We start from the raw sequence: 17,647 nt of genomic DNA on the forward strand, positions 1-17,647 counted from the left end.
GGCTGATGGTGCCGCTGAACCGCCGGACAAGGTTCATCGACATATTCGAGCAATGGCAGTTGCCGGTCATTCTGTGCGCCCGCACCGCGCTCGGAACAATCAATCACACCCTGCTGTCGATCGAGGCCCTGCGGGCGCGCGCTATCCCGCTGGCTGGCATCGCCTTCATCGGCGATGAGATGACCGATACGCAACGGACGATCGTGGAATTCGGCGACGTGCCGCAACTCGGCAGGCTGCCGCACCTCGATCCGCTGACGGACAAAACGCTGAGACAAGCGATGATTGCGGGCTTCGACCTCGCTTTGATTGCCGGAGGCGAATGATGCCGCAATCCCGTGTGTGGCACCCCTTCACCCAGCACGCGCTCGAGCCGGCGATCCCTGAAATCGTCCTGACTGAAGGCGCCTACCTCCACAAAGCCAATGGCGCGCGCATTCTGGACGCCATTTCCTCCTGGTGGGTGGTCACCCATGGCCACCGCCATCCCCGCATCATGAAAGCTATCGAGACGACCGCCTCGAGCCTCGACCAGATCATCTTTGCAGGCTTCACGCACGAGCCAGCCGAACGCTTGGCCAAGGCGCTTGTCGGACTCGCTCCTCCCGGCCTCGACCGGGTGTTCTATTCCGACAGCGGCTCGACCTGCGTCGAAGTCGCGTTGAAGATGGCGCTCGGTTATTTCCGCAACATCGGCGCGCCCCGCTCGCGCATCGTCGTCATGGAGCACAGCTATCACGGCGACACGATCGGCACGATGAGCGTCGGTGCGCGTGGCGTGTTCAACGCCGCCTACGAACCCTTGCTGTTCGAGGTCGACACCATTCCCTTCCCGGCCGCCGGCCGCGAGCAGGAAACGCTAGATCGTTTCGAGGCCCTCAGCCGCGACCAGCGCGCCGCTGCGCTGATCGTCGAGCCGCTGGTGCTTGGCGCCGGCGGCATGCTGATGTATCCGGCATCGGTTCTGTCCGAATTGAAGAGGATCACTGAGGCCTCGGGCACGCTGCTGATCGCCGACGAGGTGATGACCGGGTGGGGGCGTACCGGAACCATGTTCGCCTGCGAGCAGGCGAACATCTCTCCGGACATGCTGTGCACCTCGAAGGGCCTGACCGGTGGCGCAATCCCGCTGGCCGCCACACTCGCCACCGATGCCATCTTCCAGGCTCACTATTCCGAGGACCGGAAGAAGACGTTTTTCCACTCGAGTTCCTACACGGCCAATCCGATTGCCTGCGCGGCAGCACTCGCCAATGTCGAGATCTGGCGTGACGAGCCGGTGGCCGAGCGGATCGCCACCCTGAGCGCGAGGCAGGCCGCCGGGTTTCGACGCTTTCGCGACAATGCCAACTTCACCGACAGCCGCGCGATCGGCACGATCCTGGCTCTCGACCTGCGCGCCGGCTCTGCCGGCTATCTGGCCGAGATCGGACCTAAGCTGCGGGCCTTTTTCCTCGAGCTCGGCCTGCTTGTGCGCCCGCTCGGCAATGTCCTTTATCTCATGCCTCCCTATTGCGTCACCGGCGACGAGCTCGATCGGCTCCATGACGCGATCGAGGAGGCCGGCGAACGCTTCGGTTCGAGCCCATGAGCAGGTTGTCGCGCCTTCTCGGGTTTGGCCATCATGCGCCTGGGCGCAAAGTGGAGAATGCCGAAATCGAGAACAATCTCGGCCTCGAACCGGGCTGGATCGAGCGGCGTACTGGAATCCGGTCGCGCTTCTGGGCAACGGACGAAGACACGCTGTCTGGTCTTGCTGCCCAGGCCGGCGCCATGGCGCTGGCCAGCGCCGGCATTGCGCGCCACGACATCGGTCTGCTGCTGCTTGCCACCTCGACGCCCGATCACCTCCTGCCGCCCAGCGCGCCCCTGGTCGCACATCGGCTGGGGCTCGGCCGCGCCGGCGCTGTCGATCTGACCGGCGCCTGCGCCGGCTTCATCTACGCGCTGATGTTTGCGGACGGATTTACCCGCCTGCACGGCAAAGCGAGCCTTGTTATCGCCGCCAATATCCTCAGCCGCCGCATCAATCCCTCTGAGCGCGCCAGCGCCGTGCTGTTTGCCGATGCCGCGGGCGCCGTCGTGATCGGTCCGTGCGAGGATACTGATCGGGGGATTCTCGGTGCCTCCGTGGATTCGGACGGCTCGCGATACGGCCTGATCCAGATTCCCGCAGGAGGAAGCAACATCCCGTTCCACGGTGACCTCGACCTCGCGCAAACCCGAATGACGATGACCGACGGCCGCGAAGTGTTCGCAAAGGCCGTCGAGATGATGACCGATTGCTCGATAAGCGCGCTAGCCGCTGCCGGAGTGCGACCACAGGATGTCGACCGGTTCGTGCCGCATCAGGCCAATGCTCGCATTTTCGATGCGGTCGGGCGAAACCTCGGCGTTGCCGATCACCTGATCGTCAAGACGATCGCCGACTATGGCAACTCTTCCGCCGCGACGATCCCGCTCTCACTGTCGCTCGCCAATCAAGCGGAGCCGTTTCGGCCGGGCAAGAAAATACTCCTGGCGGCGGCAGGTGCGGGACTCAGCGGCGGGGCGCTCGTCGTCGGGATTTAGCCCAGCGAAGCTGCTCAACATCAGGACTGACTTTGTGAGATGAATAGGACAACGGGACCAATGCGAAAAATAGTCGCCGGCAATCTGCACGGCATGCACGTCACCGAAGCAAACCTCAACTACCACGGTTCGATAACGCTCGACCCTGACCACTGCGAAGAAGCCGGGATCCTGCCAATGGATTCGTGGGAGACATGGAGCAAGACTTCCGGCGCGAATCTCGACCTATGTCATCCTCGGCGAGCGCGGCTCTCGATGCTGCATCCTCAACGGCGCGGCCGCCCGGACCTGCCAGCCCACTCCATCCATCTGGACGAAGCGCCCATTCCTCTCTGAAGCCGCGGATCGTTACATTCGTCATCAACAATGTCGTCGGCTTTCTGACCGATGGCAATGCGCTGACGCGGACGGCGTTGACGACTACATCGGCAGGGGCGCTTCAGCAGAACTTTCGCCGGTTGATGGAGCAGCAGGAACTGGTGGCGGAGACCGGCGAAAGTGCATTTGATACCGGCGGTCGGCCGGCGAAGCTTTATCGCTTCCGCCACCATGTCCTCGACGAAACGGAGGTCGCCCGGACAAAATTGCCGCTGGCGCGGGCTTGACATCCTTTATACTCAACGTAGAAATATCCCTTATAATCAATTCGATTATAACGAGAAATTCATTCGCACCGTCCGAACCCACGGTCTCGCTCGGGAAGCCCGTATGAGTGGATCGAAGTGATCTTGGAAATGAAACGCCCGAGGACGGGCTTTCAACCTTTGTCGTGAAGGAGGTGCCGCGCGCCTGGGCCAATGCCTTGCGGCAACGGTGAAGGATGTATACCTCCAGTAAACGCGTGCGTCAAAGTCGCTATCGAATGTACAGTTCGTCTAAATCGTGCGATACGTTCAGATTTGTGCAAGTACTTGGAAAAGTGCTGCATAAAAGAAACCGTCTAATTACATAAATCAGGCAAGCTAAACTTTAAACTTGCACAAATGAGCGTGGGGCGCCCTGTTCCATGGCGCCTTTTTTAAGGATTATCCTTAGACTCTCTCCCGGGGGAACTGTGGGTGAAGAAACAACGCATCGTCCTGCTGGCAGCTGTTTTGGCGTCTGCCTTTGGCTTTTTTTTGCTGATCCTGATCCTGCAGATGGTCAGTTTTTTGGTTGACTAGGCACGCGCAAGCGGGATGGATCGCGCAGAGACACGCGGAAGTTTTTTTCGCCAGCGAAACCCCGACGACCTGATGGGGAGTCGCGCCAGCAGGGTGGGAGCCACGTCCAGTGCCACCATGCGAGATGCCGATTGTTGGCGCGTCTGTCAGTTCGCGCGGCCATATTCATTCTGGTGCCGATCTGTTGCCTTTTCTGCTTTTCCCATGCGTTTTAGGCCGAGCCAATTTGTGAAGCGGGCGGTCAATGGATCTGCGCCTCGCGATTGCCTGCCGTTGCCTGATTGATCTGGGCGGGATAATCCGAGAGCGAACGCTGCAACCGCGGTTCGAATTGCGCGAAGTTGAACCGGACTTCATCCGCGGTCAGGAACTGGTGGGTTGCGCCGGGAAAGCCGGCGACCATCACAAGGTCGCCTTCCTTGACGCCTTCACAGGCTATGGGTAGCCAACTCTCCGGCCGGTAAGGCACATTGTCGCGCGCATATGGCCGGGAGGAACCATCAGGAGCGACATAGGCGCGATAAAAGCCGAAGTGGCCCGTGTGGCGCAGCCACATCCAGTTGTCCGTTTGGCCGCCGAAGTTGCCGATGCCGAGCGCGGGCGCATAGACGAGGCGCACGTCCTCAATTTCGAGCTTCTGGAGGAGATAGTAGGAGACGCCGTCATACGTCGCAACGGCGATGGGCTGTCCTTCACATGCGGCGATCAGGGCCTTTTTGTTCGTGGCGAGCCGCTCATAGCGGGCAAACCCGTTCAGCTTGTCCGAGACGCTCTTGAGCATTTCGGCGGTCACATCCCGCATGTCCTCGATCACATAGCTGCGGCTGCCTGGCGCCGCGGGCAATTCTTCACCCAGGGCTCTTCGCCAGAAAGCCGTCTGTGAGATAGTCCTGGCCCTCCTTGCTGTGGTATTGGATGGATTCGAACACGCAGTGATGATTGGTTGCGACCAGCCCTTGTGGACTGACGAACGAGGCGGAGCATCCGCCCAGTGATACGATCGCGTTGAGCGGGTCAGCGTCTAGACGGCCCAGCTGGGCGGGATCGATCTGGAGCCCATCCGCGCGCATGGCCGCGCACACTTCCGCAGTCTGGCCCGGCATCCACATACCTTCGTCCGCCGATGTAGCCGTGACCGTCCAGAGCAAGGCGATGGCAGTTGCTTTGGCCAAACATTTCAAATTCGAGTTCGTGCTGACTGTCGCTCTCATCTTGCCTCCTGTTCTCCGCAGATTGGATTGGTGACTATCGGGATGGCCGGAGTCCTGGCGCCCGCGCGGCGGCCACACCGTAAAGACCGAGTGGACGGTTAACGCAGGAATCCTGATGGCGCTCACCTCTCATTATATCGGTCGCGCGCAACGTTTGCGGATCATTCGCTGCACCAATCGTGCCAAATGAATAAAGCCTTCAGTTGCAAATGGTGAGCCGCCCCATCCATGTCCGATCTCCGACGTCGTTCACGTAAAACGCTCGGTGCTTCCACGCTCGTTTGCTCTTCGCCCGTCCCTCTTCCGTCTTGACTAGCAGGAGCCTACGGCCTATCTCACTGCCGCGTTAGCACTCGCTTCTGGTGAGTGCTAAACACGCTCCGGCAACGGAGAACCGTTCAACATCCGCACCAGGGAAATCCAAAAATGGCAAAGTCGAATTTCCGGCCGCTGCATGACCGCGTGGTCGTTCGCCGCGTCGAGTCCGAAGCGAAGACCGCCGGCGGGATCATCATCCCCGACACGGCGAAGGAAAAGCCGCAGGAAGGCGAGATCATCGCCGTCGGTTCCGGCGCCCGCGACGAAGCCGGCAAGCTCGTCCCGCTGGACGTCAAGGCCGGTGACCGCATCCTGTTCGGCAAGTGGTCGGGCACCGAAGTCAAGCTCAATGGCGAAGACCTTCTGATCATGAAGGAATCCGACATCATGGGCATCATCGGCTGACACGCCGCCGCCTTTCATCCGCACCATCCAATCTGAATTTCGGGCGAAATGCCCAGGAGTAACAAATGGCTGCCAAAGACGTAAAATTCTCCCGTGACGCTCGTGAGCGCATGCTGCGCGGCGTCAACATCCTCGCCGACGCGGTGAAGGTCACGCTCGGCCCCAAGGGCCGCAACGTCGTCATCGACAAGTCGTTCGGCGCACCGCGCATCACCAAGGACGGCGTCACCGTCGCCAAGGAAATCGAGCTTGAGGACAAGTTCGAAAACATGGGCGCGCAGATGGTCCGCGAAGTTGCTTCGAAGACCAACGACATCGCCGGCGACGGCACTACGACCGCGACCGTTCTGGCACAGTCGATCGTCCAGGAAGGCCACAAGTCGGTTGCCGCCGGCATGAACCCGATGGACCTCAAGCGCGGCATCGACCTCGCCGTCGCCGACGTCGTCGCGACGCTGATCAAGAACGCCAAGAAGATCAAGACCTCGGAAGAGGTTGCCCAGGTCGGCACCATCGCCGGCAATGGCGACGTTTCGGTCGGCTCGATGATCGCGGAAGCGATGCAGAAGGTCGGCAATGAGGGCGTCATCACGGTCGAGGAAGCCAAGACCGCCGAGACCGAGCTCGAAGTCGTTGAAGGCATGCAGTTCGACCGCGGCTATCTCTCGCCCTACTTCGTCACCAACGCCGAAAAGATGGTTGCGGATCTGGAAGACGCCTACATCCTGCTCCACGAGAAGAAGCTCTCCAACCTGCAGGCCATGCTGCCGATCCTCGAGGCTGTCGTGCAGACCTCGAAGCCGCTGGTCATCATCTCGGAAGACGTCGAAGGCGAGGCCCTGGCCACGCTGGTCGTCAACAAGCTGCGTGGCGGCCTGAAGATCGCTGCCGTCAAGGCGCCGGGCTTCGGTGATCGCCGCAAGGCCATGCTGGAAGACATCGCCATTCTCACCGGTGGCCAGGTCATTTCCGAAGACCTCGGCATCAAGCTCGAGAATGTCGGCCTCAACATGCTCGGCCGCGCCAAGAAGGTGTCGATCTCCAAGGAGAACACCACCATCGTCGACGGCGCCGGCAAGAAGGAAGAAATCCAGGGCCGCGTCGCCCAGATCAAGCAGCAGATCGAGGAGACCACCTCGGACTACGACAAGGAGAAGCTGCAGGAACGTCTCGCCAAGCTGGCGGGCGGCGTTGCCGTCATCCGCGTCGGCGGTGCGACCGAAGTGGAAGTCAAGGAAAAGAAGGACCGCGTCGATGACGCCCTCAACGCGACCCGTGCCGCCGTCGAAGAAGGCATCGTTCCCGGCGGCGGCGTCGCCCTGCTGCGCGCTTCGCTGGCCATCACCGTCACCGGCGCTAACTCCGACCAGACCGCGGGCATCGCAATCGTGCGTCGCGCGCTGCAGGCTCCGGCCCGCCAGATCGCGGCCAACGCCGGTGCGGAAGCATCGATCGTTGCCGGCAAGATCCTTGAGAACAAGGGCGCGACCTTCGGCTTCAACGCCCAGACCGGCGAATATGGCGACATGATCGCCATGGGTATCGTCGATCCGGTCAAGGTTGTGCGCACGGCTCTGCAGGACGCGGCCTCGGTCGCCGGCCTGCTGGTCACCACCGAAGCTATGATCGCGGAGGCTCCGAAGAAGGAGTCGGCTGGCGGCGGCATGCCGGCTGGTATGCCCGGCGGTGGCATGGGCGGCATGGGCGGTATGGATTTCTAATCCAGCCCCCTATCAACCTACAGCGGAAAGGGCGGCAGCAATGCCGCCCTTTTTTGTGTGCCGAGCATGATCGACAGCTTGGAGGTGCAAGTCCTCTACCCAGCTGATGGCGGCGAAGCGCAACGGCGTCGTCGTGAGACGGGTCTGGCCGTGTTCTTTCGTTCAGCCGCTGGTCGAAACTCACGATGATCGTGCTGCCTTCCGCCGTGCCGTGGATCTTTACAGGGCTGCGAGAAGGCCTTGCCAACGGCTGGCAGACCCTGGTTGCGGTAGAACTCATCGCATCGTTCGATGGGCTCCGATTACCTGATGGCCTATGGTCGTCAGCTCTTTCAATTTGAACTCGTTCTTTCGGCCATGATCGTGGTCGGCCTGACCGAATTGGTGATCCACGGCCTGCTCACGATTGCCGAAAACTATCTGCAACGCTGGCGTCCGGAGACCCCACGATCAGCCTGATCACGATTGCAGGTCGGGATAGGCTGTCGCACGGCGCTTCCATCGCACCGCCGGCCTTCCGCTTCATCGGCCGACATATGCGGCCGCTTGCGGTGTCGATGGCGCTGCTCGCGATTTGGGAGTTGCTCGCCCATGCCGGCGCTGCTGACCCACGTTTTCTACCGCGGCTGGAAGAGGTGGCGGCCGCGGCATGGCAGAGTTCAGCCGAGGTGGCCTTGGCTCCAATCTTCTGGCGAGCCTGGAACGTGACCTGATCGGTTTCGTGTGTGGCAGTGTGGCGGAAACGCGTTTGGTCTGGTGATCGGATTTTCCCGCCTCATCGAACGCCTGAGAGGCTCGTGGTCGCGGTTGTATTACCGCTATTGCGTGACCTAATCACGTTGACGATGCCAGCACCTTCATTGGCCACTTTCTGGACCATGTACGTCACATCAGGCTCCCCCGCCCAATCGACACGAGCCGGCTCTGTAACCAAGCCGCCGTCATATGGCGGTTCCACGACGGCACTGGCGGCAGCCGTCTTCTCAGCGGCTACTGGTGGACGTTTCAGCATGACGCCAACGAATCCGATGGTGGCAAGGACAGGCAGACCAAGCACCGCGTAGAAGCCGTACTCCGCTGGAGTTCGCCTCGGAAGTGGAGTGACAAGGGCCTGATTTGTCTTGCCATGCCGACATTGTCAGCACGCTTTTCGAAGCCTCTGAATTCCTTAGTGTCCATCCCAGCTCGACCTCCGACCATCCCCATTTCCGGCTGCCCGCGGCACGGCAGCCCTTGGCCTCTAGCTGCGCTCGAGCGGATCAGCGTGCCGTCTGCCTTCTCTAGCCGATCAAAATGTCTGCACCCATTTGGCAATGGCCGCTTCGCGCAAAAGTTTTCCCCCGTGAGCCGACTTTCCGAATTGGCTTAACTTCCAAATCTGTGGCTTTGCCTGCATTGCGGAGCGCGGAGTTCCGACCACTCGCCCAAGGGTATGCCATGGCGTTTCGTCTCTTTGTTCCGATCCTTGCCGGTGCAACGCTGCGCGAGCGGCTGCTCGCCTGCATCGGGGCCATGATCGGCATCGCATTGACTGGCGTGATCAGTGCGCTGGCGAACGGGTCTGGCCCACATGTCGCACTGCTGGTTGCTCCAATGGGAGCATCGGCCGTGCTGCTCTTTGCCGTGCCTTCAAGCCCGCTGGCGCAACCTTGGTCGATTATCGGTGGCAATACGATTTCGGCGCTGGTCGGGGTGATCGTGGCGCATTTCGTGCATGAACCCGTCCTTGCTACCGGCATTGCGGTGGCGCTGGCGATCGCCGCCATGTCGTTCACGCGCTGCCTGCATCCGCCGGGTGGCGCCGCCGCCTTAACTGCGGTGTTCGGCGGACCGGCCGTCTTCAGCTCGGGCTTGCTGTTTCCCTTCGTTCCGGTAGCGCTGAACTCGATCGTGCTGGTCGCACTCGGCTACGGCATCCATAAACTGTCGCGGCGCAACTATCCGCATGTGGCGGCTCCCGCCCTTAAAAGCGCGCATGGAACCATCGATCCGCCGGCGCGGGAGCGGGTCGGCTTCCAGCCCGAGGATATCGATGCCGCGCTCGGCGCGCTGGAGGAAACCTTCGATATCGACCGCAACGATCTTGAGCGGCTGCTACGGCAGGTCGAGTTGCAGGCGATGGTGCGCTCCCACCGGACCCTGCTGTGCGAGGACATCATGTCGCGCGATGTGATTTCGGTCGATGAACATGCGCCTGCCGACCAGGCGCGGCATTTGCTGCTCGATCACAACATCCGGACGCTGCCGGTGACCGACGCCGAGGGCGGGCTGGTCGGTGTAGTTGGCCTGCGCGAGCTGACGAAGGCGACCGACACGGTGAGGGCTGTGATGTCGAAGGCTAGCACCGCCTCTCCCGATACGCCGGCGATGAGTCTGCTGCCGGTGCTCACCGACGGCCGCAGCCATGCCGTGGTCATCGTCGATACCGAGCGACGCATTATTGGGCTGATCACCCAGACCGACCTGCTGGCAGCGGCAGCGCGTGCACATGGCCGACACAACGCTGGCAGCGGCATAAAATAGTGATCCGGACTTGCTCAATCCGGGGACCCGATGGGGCGCCAATAGGATAGCGGTATTAAGTGCGGCCTTCCGCCTAAGACAATCCCTTTTTACGGGTAGATCAACCCTGAAACGCGACCGCGTGCTCAGGCATCTGGTTCACGTAGGCCAAGTACGACTGCAACAACGGAACACTCTTCAACCTTGCCGGTGGCCAGAGCCAGTCCGCTATGTCGACCAAAGGCGTGCGGACTACAAGGGCAACCATCTGGTGGACGGCTCCTCTGCAACGATGGTAGCGCGGTTCGCGTGTCCAAGGCTGGGTTGAAGCTCTACGTCGCGGGTTGAGTGATCGTTGGCAAGGGTCGCGGCTCAGACGCCGAGGACGCGGTTCGCAATTCCATGCAGGTGGTCCTTTCCTTTGGTTCCTGCATTTCGCCTATGGTGAGACGCCGCCGACTCCCGTCATGCATCACGCCGACGACCGCCGCTTCCTCGCCGCGCCAAGGGTTTGACTAGGCCGACGATAGACCATGCGATAAGCAATTCCGAAACGATGTGGCTTCCTTGCGCGAAGTCGGCTCTGTCGAACAGCGATGTCAACATGATCCTGAGTTCCGAGGGTTCGCCGCGCATCAATCCTATAACCTTGATGACGTTCCTGACTAGGAGGATGAGGCTGCTCCAACACGTCCACGGTGTTAGGAATTGCCATTGCACGAGTTGATCTCGGACTTCTTCGTCGCGCGTCGCCAATTTCCAGCCCAATACCGCGCCTACGCTTGGTACCCCAACCACGCGGCCTATTGCCCTCATGCCCACTTCGAGGACCCTCCAGGATCGGGCCTGTTCGGATAGGTGTGGGAGGCCGAGGCATCAGAGGGAACGGCCAGACGCTACCATGAGGATGCGCCATCTGCCGAAGAGCCGTACCGTTACCTTCGTCACTGTGCGGAACGCGGGGCGACCGTCGCGTCAGCCATCCGGCTTTGGGTGTCATTTCTCCCCTGGCGGAGTCCACCGCCCCGACAAAAGCCTGACCTTTGCCAGTCTTCTACGGGCAAGCGTTCGCGCCAAAAGTTCAAAGCCGTGTCCATAACATTCAACAATGAAAGCCAGCCTCATCAGATCGAGCAGAAAGTCGTCGATGGCATTTGTGAGCGCGTCAGACTTTTGTTCAAGCTGAAGCAGCAAGGCGCGCGCCTCTTCGATCGCGGCCCGGCAACCGTCTGCGTTTATCAGGAATCAATCCTGTCTAAGATCTGCAAGCCCTCACCTCGCCCCAAGCCAGACTCAGCGCATCGAACGCCGTTGGAGAGAGTTTCCGACGAAAGAACATCGTCGCGTTTCGCGAAAAGGCATCGCTCGGCAAAGTGCCCGTTGATGAAGCATGCTGCGTCAAACGACAAGCAAGATCCGGGCTCCACCCAGTGATGCCTTCGAAGGCGGGGTGAGCCGGCTCGGGCATGCGTCTCGGCCGCAACCCTTAATCACGAGGAACTGTGCCGCAAGGCAAACAGTTTCTCTCTATTCTTCTAGCCGCCACGGTTCAGCCTAGATTACATGGGAAACGACAATAACGGGAAGCAAAGGGTCGCAAAATGAGTAGGGTGGCTGGATTAAACGAAGATTTGGCTGCACCAACGACCTTTGGGCCACTTTTGCAGCCCACCTTTCGTTCGATCTGGCTCGCCACGCAGGTTTCGAGTCTCGGCTGGCTGATGCAGACCGTCGCCATCAGCTGGCTGATGGCAACGATCTCGACTTCGGATCTGATGGTTGCGCTGGTGCAGGCATCATCGAACCTGCCGGCTTTCATTTTGTCCGTGTTCGCCGGGGTTCTCGCTGACAATTTCAGCCGTCGCAGGGTTATGTTCGCGGGCCGCTGCCTTATGGTGATTGCGTCCGCGATGCTGACCGCGTCCGTGACGCTGGGCTTTGTTAGTCCGTGGATGATCCTTGGCTTCAGCTTCTTGATCGCAAGCGGCGGTGCTCTCAATGATCCGGCCTGGCAAGCGTCGGTCGGCGATATCGTGGACCGACGAGATGTTCCCGCTGCCGTCACCCTGCTTTCTGTTGGCTTCAACACTGTCAGGACTGTGGGCCCGGCGCTCGGCGGCATTGTGGTTGCCTCATTCGGCCTCATGGCGGCATTCGCCGTGACCACGCTCACCTATTTCGTACCCTTGGTCACTATTTGGCGCTGCAAGTGGAAGGTTCGCTCGTCCCCTCTTCCACGCGAGTCGATGAGGACGGCGATCTACGACGGACTGCGCTTCACGGCGATGTCATCGGAAATCAAGGCAGCGATCGCGCGCGGAACCCTCTTTGGCTTGGCGAGCATCGCCATACTCGCGCTGCTGCCGGTGGTTGTCCGCGACCAGCTGGGAGGAGGTCCGCTCGCCTATGGCGCGCTCATGGCTGGCTTCGGGACCGGTGCCGTCTTCGCCGGCCTCTCCAACAGCCTGTTCAGACGGAGCTTGTCGCAAGAAAGGCTGATGAGGCTCTCCTGCCTCGCCTGCGCGGCGTGCTCCCTCTCCCTGGCGCTTACCTCTTCGATCGGCGTGGCGGCAATTGCACTTGCTTTGGGCGGCGCAGGCTGGGTCACTGCCTGGTCCGGGGTTGGCGTGAGCGTGCAGCTGCCCGCGCTGGGTCGTGGGGCGCACGATCTCCATCTACTATGCATTGATAGACGGCGGCATAGCGGCCGGCAGCTGGGTGTGGGGCACCGTTTCCCAGAACCATTCGCTGACCTGGGCGCTAGAGGGTTCCGCTGCGGCCCTGCTGCTCGTTGCTGCAGCCGGCGTTCTGTTTCCTCTTCGCGAGCGCCGCGAGTCCGAGCCCGATCCTTTGGAGGAATTCGACGCCCCAGCTGTCGCTCTCAGTTTGAAGCCGAGAAGCGGCCCGATCGTGGTCAAGATCGAATATCTGATAGCCGAGAGAAATGTCGAGGCCTTCCTCGACCTCATGCGGCAGCGGCGTCATGTACACAGCCGCGTCGGTGCTCGGAACTGGACGCTCCAGCGCAACCTTCAGAAGCCTATGCAGTGGACAGAAACGTTCCGCACGCCGACCTGGACCGACTACCTTCGGCTCAATCATCGTCTCACGGAAGTAGACAAGGAACTGGACGAGCGTGTCTTCCAGTTACACGCGGGAGAAGAAGCGCCTCAAATGACGCTTTCGATTGAGCGGCCGACAAGCTCGGCCCGGAAACCCGACCAGTCAATCCTTCACCTTCCCCGTCATTGAAGCCTGACCTTCCCATATCTGGGCATCAGCGATCGTTAAAGATCCGGGTGATGGATGAGAATCTCGGCGGCATCCGTGTCGTGCGTGCCTTCGCCGCGCAGCCGCACGAGCTGGAAAAGTTCGACCGCGCCAAGCAGGACGCGCCTTGATCTCGCCAATGAGCGCGTCGACATCCGTGTCGGCAACACCAGCGCCATGAATTTCTCGTTCCTGACCGCCATGGGCCTGGTGCTCTGGTTCGGTGGCCAGAAAGTGATCGCAGGTCAAATCAGCGTCGGCACGCTGGCCCTGTTGCTCACCTTCATGACCATTCTGCAGATGCCGGTGCGCCAGCTCGGATTGATGGTCAACTCGTTCGCGCGCGCCTCGACCTGCGGCACGCGGCTGTTCGAGTTGCTCGACGCCGAACTTGACATCGAGGACGCGGCGGGCGCCAGGGATCTCGTCGTCACCGACGGCGTGCTGCGCTTCGACAATGTCGGTTTCTGCTACGCGGGCTCGGGCGGCCGCCCGACGCTCTCCGGCATCTCCTTCGAGGCGAGCAATGCCTCGCCGTCTAGGCAAGGCGAATGCTCCGGACTTCCCAGCCTTTCTTGCCTTGCCCGCATTCGACAAACACCTTCTGTCCCGCTACCAGCACGCTGAGCCCTGAGCGCGTCAGGGCGCTGGCATGAACGAAGACGTCCTTCTCACCGTTGTCAGGAGCAATGAAGCCGAAGCCCTTTTCGGGTTTGTACCACTTGACCGTGCCCCCGCTCTCCAGCTGCGCACCGGTTTCAACGAAGGTCCCTCCAGCGACGCGCGTATGTGACGGAGTTTTCGCGCGGTGATCGCCGATCTCCAGCACCTGCGCGACCTGATGACCTTTTGGATTTTTTTCGACCGTGATCTTGAGAGGTGTTCCAGCGGCAACATCCCGGCTTCCGGCCGCCTCTAACACTCGCACGTGCAGATAGGCCTCTGTGGCGTCCGACAGTTTGACGAAGCCAAAACCCTTGCTGACTGTGAACCACAATACCTCCGCATCGACAGGATCTGCCGTCACGGTCGGCGGGCGCTGAAAATAGCTTGGCTCGGAAGTCCGTTCCGAAAAGGAAACGGGGTCATCGTCATAGCGATGCCGGCGTGGCTCGCGATGGTCTCGATATTTGCCCATGATCATCTCGACTGGCATGGATGGCGCACTGCGGTACCGTCAAGATAATCTCAATCGGGCGACGCGTTTATGTCAAAAAGGCCGTGAAGACCGCAGCTGTGCCCGGCCTATCGGCCGAACCCTTTGAGACTAGATTCATTTCCACTGAAACAATAGTGCCGGCGAGTCGATTTACTGACTCGCATAGGTTGTGTTGGAGCGAGAGTGCGATGATGCTGGCGCGGGCGCACTGGAAGGGCTTTATCAGGCATTCCGGAAAGCCTGCTCCGGGTTTCTTCAAAAGGAACCGAATGGCGGGTCGACGACCGTTTGCGCCGGCTCCAGGCTACGGCGCAGGTCTGACCGTGCATGATCATCATCTCCAGCGTCACGCCCAGCGTCGACGCCAAGCCGTGGAGAACCATGCCGCGCTGTCGCCGACGAGAACAACGTCGCAATGTCGATCGACGAGCTTTGAATCGGCGCACTCAATGGGCCTCCTTCCCCAAGCACGGATGTCGCGTTGGCACTTTTTATGCAGCTGCGAAGAGCTAAAATCGCCACGACGGGTGGTGTTGACGCGCCGACAATTATCAGACAAAAACGGAATTCAATCGGTTCAGCGGCCTACGCGGCAGGGCTCTGCTCAACAACCTCGGGGACCATGGACGAACGCGCAAAAGGGATTAGGAAAGGCGGAGCTGGAGGCAAGGCCAACGACGTCAATGCGGACTTAATCGCCGTTGTGGTCGCCATGGACAGCAGCGCCCCCTGCGTTCTGACCATCCCGCAGGCAAACGCCCTGCCCTCCGGCCCGTTCGAGCTTGCTCACCGTTCGCTGCAGTCGGGCCTCAGGGGATGGGTGGAACAACAGACCGGCCAGCCGCTCGGCTATATCGAACAGCTCTACACCTTCGCCGATCGCGACAGGGTTGGCGCTGACGACCGCGTGGTCTCTATCAGCTATCTGGCGCTCACCCACCAAGACGAAGCTGGCGACCCGGCCGGGCGACACTGGGGAAGCTGGTACGACTATTTCCCGTGGGAGGATCACCGCTCCGGCACACCGGCGGTCGTGTTGGACGAATTGCGGCCGCGCCTGATGGAATGGGCGGATGGCACTGACGACGGTACGACACGCCTCGACCGACGACGGCGGGCGGCGATCGCCTTCGGCTTTGACGACCGCCATTGGAACGAGGAACTCGCGCTTCAACGTTATGAGCTGCTTTACGAAGCCGCCCTGGTGGAGGAAGCAATACGCGCCGGACATTCCGCTGCGCCCACCTCGGTGTCGGGCAGATCGATGATCGCCGATCATCGTCGCATCCTGGCGACCGGCATTGCGCGGCTGCGCTCCAAGATCAAATACCGGCCGGTCGTATTCGAACTGATGCCGCCGGTCTTCACGCTTTTGCAGCTGCAGCGCACCGTGGAGGCGCTTGCCGGCAGGCTCGTGCGTAAGCCGAACTTTCGCCGGCTGATCGAGCAGCAGGAGCTGGTCGAGGAGACCGGTGAGACAACCGCGGAAACCGGCGGCCGGCCGGCGCAACTTTATCGCTTCCGTCACGCCGTTCTCGACGAGAGGGTGACAGCCGGAACAAAATTGCCGCTCTCGCGGGCTTGACCCGCCTTGCGCCAGCAGCCCTGACGATGTCGCGGACGGCTTGGCCCTTGTGAGAACCGGGATTGTCGAGAATGACGATGTCGCCCGGCTTCAGTGTTTTGTTGAGTTCGGTTTCGACCTAGACGCGAAAGGCCTGCGTATTGATGGGTCCGTCAATGACCCAAGGCGCCTCCACCCGATCATGCCGCAGCGCGGTGATGAAGGTCATCGTCTTCCAATGGCCATATGGTGCGTGGGCCATCAGCCGGTTGCCGCGCACACCCCAGCCGCGCAACGGCGCCATGTTGGTCTTGACCCATGTTTCATCCAGGGAGACCAGGCGCGTAGGGTCAATGCGGGTCTGATAGCGCATCCATTGCGCACGCCCGCGCATCAGCTTTGGCTTGAGCTGCTCGGCCGGCAGAACGGTTTTTTTGAAGCTCTTGCCCTCGCGGTGCAGGAAGCGACCGACGCTCGCAGGAGACCACGTTCAGCCAGTGCCGCCGTCAATTGATGAAGCGTCATGTTGGCATCTCGCTCAACCTCGCCCCAGGACGAAAGCACGGTGCTCCCCGTCGATCAGATAGGGCCGATGACCACCCATCTTGCCGGGTGCCGCACTGCCACGGCGACGCTTGCGGCCCCGGGCGTTTCCTGGGCGAAGGCGGTGGCGATGAAAGCCGAGACGACGCCACAAACTGGGCTGGCGGATAGTAGTTCGCGAGGCCACGGTAGCGGTCGCTACGAAGCGCGCAGCACTTTGTCATCGGTACATTCCGTCCCATGCCTGAAATGAGCAGTGCAGCCATGTCGCCTCCTCCGCAGTCACCGTGGCGAAAGCAATCCTTCCGCTGCCACACGGACCTAATGTCGCCTGGCACTAGCTTGCTTCAGCAAACCACTTAGCGCAATTCTCAGGAGCTACCGTGCCCGCATCGCAGGCGAGGTCCGGGGAGGCTTGCTCACTCAGTTTGCCATTCTGGAAAGTCGCGTTCTTGCCAACGCGCATATTCGAGATATTCTCTCGCAATCGCCTCTACAAGATCTTGTTGGAGCTCTTTGCGAAGGCACGGCATTTCGCTGATTGCCAAGCTGTGCTTTCTCGCAAAATGAATGGCGCAACGATATCCGTCAACGTCTTCCAAAGTGGGACGGACTGCATCTTCCTTCCACTGATCCGCAAGTTCCTGCAGCAATGAAGGTTGTCCTTCTCTTGTGACAAACATGTCTGTGACCCGACGCTTGGCTCTCTCCAGAAAGGCGTCCGAGTTGCCGAGCCGCAACCGCCTTACATGCCACCGAAAAGCGCCATCCCAATGCTGACTTCGCGCCATTAAATTGAGAAGGGAGATCGAACCGCCTTCGAGGATGAGCCCCGGCTGGGAACTACGCTCATCCACTTGTATTATCAGCTTACGATGAGCGGTCTCGGCGTCGATGATGCCCGCGGTTAGCGGGCGCGAATCCAAGTAGATCCGCTGGGTAGATTGCAGTTCGGAATCCGAGGGACGCCCGCTGCCGGTGGCGATTTGAGGACAGCATTGTACACGATCCAGCGCAATGACCGGCCATCCGGTCTCTCGTGCAATTTGGATTGCCGCGTCTGTTTTGCCGCTGCAGGTCGGCCCGTAAATCAAATAGATTAGCATGTGTATGCCGCTAGTTTATCGGAACTAACCGCCCCCAAGCACAAGATACTCGGTAGGCTTTCACCGGACTTGTCGCAAACATTTTGACAAGCGGCGATTATGCCCTGAAACGAC

The 17,647-nt window shown here is 60.8% G+C and carries 16 protein-coding genes and 4 pseudogenes; 14 read left to right on the plus strand and 6 right to left on the minus strand.

The genetic code is table 11. The features are described 5' to 3' along the window. From bioD to NKJ84_RS29235, 5 genes and pseudogenes are all read left to right on the plus strand, one after another. Positions 1-326: ATP-dependent dethiobiotin synthetase BioD (gene bioD, locus NKJ84_RS29215; RefSeq protein ID WP_352509324.1), on the plus strand; the 326-nt coding region annotated here is incomplete at its 5' end. After that, positions 326-1,591, plus strand: a complete 1,266-nt coding sequence (locus tag NKJ84_RS29220) for an adenosylmethionine--8-amino-7-oxononanoate transaminase (protein WP_352509325.1) — start codon at positions 326-328, stop codon at positions 1,589-1,591. The genes bioD and NKJ84_RS29220, both read left to right, overlap by 1 nt. Then, on the plus strand, positions 1,588-2,571 hold the full coding sequence (bioZ, locus tag NKJ84_RS29225; RefSeq protein ID WP_352509326.1) for a 3-oxopimeloyl-[acyl-carrier-protein] synthase BioZ: 984 nt from the start codon (positions 1,588-1,590) through the stop codon (positions 2,569-2,571). The genes NKJ84_RS29220 and bioZ overlap by 4 nt, the downstream gene beginning before the upstream one ends. Positions 2,572-2,631: 60 nt before the next feature. After that, positions 2,632-2,869: pseudogene (locus NKJ84_RS29230) on the plus strand (aspartate 1-decarboxylase); the annotation flags it as partial. Next, positions 2,799-3,176 (plus strand): NrtR DNA-binding winged helix domain-containing protein, encoded by a 378-nt coding sequence (locus NKJ84_RS29235; protein WP_352509348.1) that lies wholly within the window; start codon positions 2,799-2,801, stop codon positions 3,174-3,176. The pseudogene NKJ84_RS29230 and the gene NKJ84_RS29235, both read left to right, overlap by 71 nt. Before the next feature lie 799 nt (positions 3,177-3,975). Here NKJ84_RS29235 and NKJ84_RS29240 read toward each other — a convergent pair. Together NKJ84_RS29240 and NKJ84_RS29245 are read right to left on the minus strand one after the other, a co-directional pair. Next, positions 3,976-4,578 (minus strand): S46 family peptidase, encoded by a 603-nt coding sequence (locus NKJ84_RS29240; protein WP_352509327.1) that lies wholly within the window; start codon positions 4,576-4,578, stop codon positions 3,976-3,978. Between the two features lie 4 nt (positions 4,579-4,582). Beyond that, a complete protein-coding gene (locus NKJ84_RS29245) occupies positions 4,583-4,945 on the minus strand; it encodes a S46 family peptidase (protein ID WP_352509328.1) in 363 nt (120 codons plus the stop codon). 426 nt (positions 4,946-5,371) lie between these two features. On the opposite strand from NKJ84_RS29245, the gene groES reads away from it, so the two are divergent. The 8 genes and pseudogenes from groES to NKJ84_RS29285 all read left to right on the plus strand — a co-directional run. Next, entirely contained in the window at positions 5,372-5,668 is a 297-nt protein-coding gene (groES, locus tag NKJ84_RS29250) for a co-chaperone GroES (RefSeq protein WP_023802596.1), read from the plus strand. Between the two features lie 65 nt (positions 5,669-5,733). Then, positions 5,734-7,389, plus strand: a complete 1,656-nt coding sequence (gene groL, locus NKJ84_RS29255; RefSeq protein ID WP_352509329.1) for a chaperonin GroEL — start codon at positions 5,734-5,736, stop codon at positions 7,387-7,389. 185 nt (positions 7,390-7,574) lie between these two features. Continuing rightward, on the plus strand, positions 7,575-7,730 hold the full coding sequence (locus NKJ84_RS29260) for a hypothetical protein (RefSeq protein WP_352503077.1): 156 nt from the start codon (positions 7,575-7,577) through the stop codon (positions 7,728-7,730). Then, a complete protein-coding gene (locus NKJ84_RS29265) occupies positions 7,681-7,848 on the plus strand; it encodes a hypothetical protein (protein ID WP_352452641.1) in 168 nt (55 codons plus the stop codon). The genes NKJ84_RS29260 and NKJ84_RS29265 overlap by 50 nt, the downstream gene beginning before the upstream one ends. A gap of 98 nt (positions 7,849-7,946) precedes the next feature. Further along, positions 7,947-8,102, plus strand: a complete 156-nt coding sequence (locus tag NKJ84_RS29270; RefSeq protein WP_352452640.1) for a hypothetical protein — start codon at positions 7,947-7,949, stop codon at positions 8,100-8,102. Between the two features lie 724 nt (positions 8,103-8,826). Continuing rightward, positions 8,827-9,912 carry an HPP family protein gene (locus NKJ84_RS29275; RefSeq protein WP_352509330.1) on the plus strand — a complete coding sequence of 362 codons (1,086 nt, stop codon included), beginning with the start codon at positions 8,827-8,829 and terminating at the stop codon, positions 9,910-9,912. Positions 9,913-11,492: 1,580 nt separating this feature from the next. Beyond that, positions 11,493-13,143: pseudogene (locus NKJ84_RS29280) on the plus strand (MFS transporter). Positions 13,144-13,175: 32 nt separating this feature from the next. Continuing rightward, positions 13,176-13,725, plus strand: a pseudogene (locus NKJ84_RS29285) (ABC transporter transmembrane domain-containing protein); the annotation flags it as partial. Here NKJ84_RS29285 and NKJ84_RS29290 read toward each other — a convergent pair. Further along, entirely contained in the window at positions 13,700-14,305 is a 606-nt protein-coding gene (locus tag NKJ84_RS29290; RefSeq protein ID WP_352509331.1) for a cold-shock protein, read from the minus strand. The pseudogene NKJ84_RS29285 and the gene NKJ84_RS29290 sit on opposite strands and share 26 nt — an antisense overlap. Before the next feature lie 273 nt (positions 14,306-14,578). After that, positions 14,579-14,795 (minus strand): annotated as a pseudogene (locus NKJ84_RS29295) (3-methyl-2-oxobutanoate hydroxymethyltransferase); the annotation flags it as partial. Positions 14,796-14,942: 147 nt separating this feature from the next. On the opposite strand from NKJ84_RS29295, the gene NKJ84_RS29300 reads away from it, so the two are divergent. Next, a complete protein-coding gene (locus tag NKJ84_RS29300; RefSeq protein ID WP_352509333.1) occupies positions 14,943-15,905 on the plus strand; it encodes an NUDIX hydrolase in 963 nt (320 codons plus the stop codon). A gap of 118 nt (positions 15,906-16,023) precedes the next feature. Here the strand turns inward: NKJ84_RS29300 and NKJ84_RS29305 are convergent, their stop codons facing one another. Next, positions 16,024-16,257: a hypothetical protein gene (locus NKJ84_RS29305; protein WP_352509335.1), complete on the minus strand. Its 234-nt coding sequence runs from the start codon at positions 16,255-16,257 to the stop codon at positions 16,024-16,026. Between the two features lie 589 nt (positions 16,258-16,846). Continuing rightward, on the minus strand, positions 16,847-17,533 hold the full coding sequence (locus tag NKJ84_RS29310; protein ID WP_352509336.1) for an isopentenyl transferase family protein: 687 nt from the start codon (positions 17,531-17,533) through the stop codon (positions 16,847-16,849). Between the last annotated feature and the right edge of the window lie 114 nt (positions 17,534-17,647).

The sequence above is a fragment of the Mesorhizobium sp. M0048 genome, from assembly GCF_040323405.1.
Classification (GTDB): Bacteria; Pseudomonadota; Alphaproteobacteria; order Rhizobiales; family Rhizobiaceae; genus Mesorhizobium.

What these genes read in the sequence shown, in the direction of transcription:
- NKJ84_RS29220 (WP_352509325.1), top strand. Translation starts at nt 326, where the DNA reads ATGCCGCAATCCCGTGTGTGGCACCCCTTCACCCAGCACGCGCTCGAG.
- bioZ (WP_352509326.1), top strand. Translation starts at nt 1,588, where the DNA reads ATGAGCAGGTTGTCGCGCCTTCTCGGGTTTGGCCATCATGCGCCTGGG.
- NKJ84_RS29235 (WP_352509348.1), top strand. Translation starts at nt 2,799, where the DNA reads ATGTCATCCTCGGCGAGCGCGGCTCTCGATGCTGCATCCTCAACGGCG.
- NKJ84_RS29245 (WP_352509328.1), bottom strand. Translation starts at nt 4,945, where the DNA reads ATGAGAGCGACAGTCAGCACGAACTCGAATTTGAAATGTTTGGCCAAA.
- groES (WP_023802596.1), top strand. Translation starts at nt 5,372, where the DNA reads ATGGCAAAGTCGAATTTCCGGCCGCTGCATGACCGCGTGGTCGTTCGC.
- groL (WP_352509329.1), top strand. Translation starts at nt 5,734, where the DNA reads ATGGCTGCCAAAGACGTAAAATTCTCCCGTGACGCTCGTGAGCGCATG.
- NKJ84_RS29260 (WP_352503077.1), top strand. Translation starts at nt 7,575, where the DNA reads ATGATCGTGCTGCCTTCCGCCGTGCCGTGGATCTTTACAGGGCTGCGA.
- NKJ84_RS29265 (WP_352452641.1), top strand. Translation starts at nt 7,681, where the DNA reads ATGGGCTCCGATTACCTGATGGCCTATGGTCGTCAGCTCTTTCAATTT.
- NKJ84_RS29270 (WP_352452640.1), top strand. Translation starts at nt 7,947, where the DNA reads ATGGCGCTGCTCGCGATTTGGGAGTTGCTCGCCCATGCCGGCGCTGCT.
- NKJ84_RS29275 (WP_352509330.1), top strand. Translation starts at nt 8,827, where the DNA reads ATGGCGTTTCGTCTCTTTGTTCCGATCCTTGCCGGTGCAACGCTGCGC.
- NKJ84_RS29290 (WP_352509331.1), bottom strand. Translation starts at nt 14,305, where the DNA reads ATGATCATGGGCAAATATCGAGACCATCGCGAGCCACGCCGGCATCGC.
- NKJ84_RS29300 (WP_352509333.1), top strand. Translation starts at nt 14,943, where the DNA reads ATGGACGAACGCGCAAAAGGGATTAGGAAAGGCGGAGCTGGAGGCAAG.
- NKJ84_RS29305 (WP_352509335.1), bottom strand. Translation starts at nt 16,257, where the DNA reads ATGCGCTATCAGACCCGCATTGACCCTACGCGCCTGGTCTCCCTGGAT.
- NKJ84_RS29310 (WP_352509336.1), bottom strand. Translation starts at nt 17,533, where the DNA reads ATGCTAATCTATTTGATTTACGGGCCGACCTGCAGCGGCAAAACAGAC.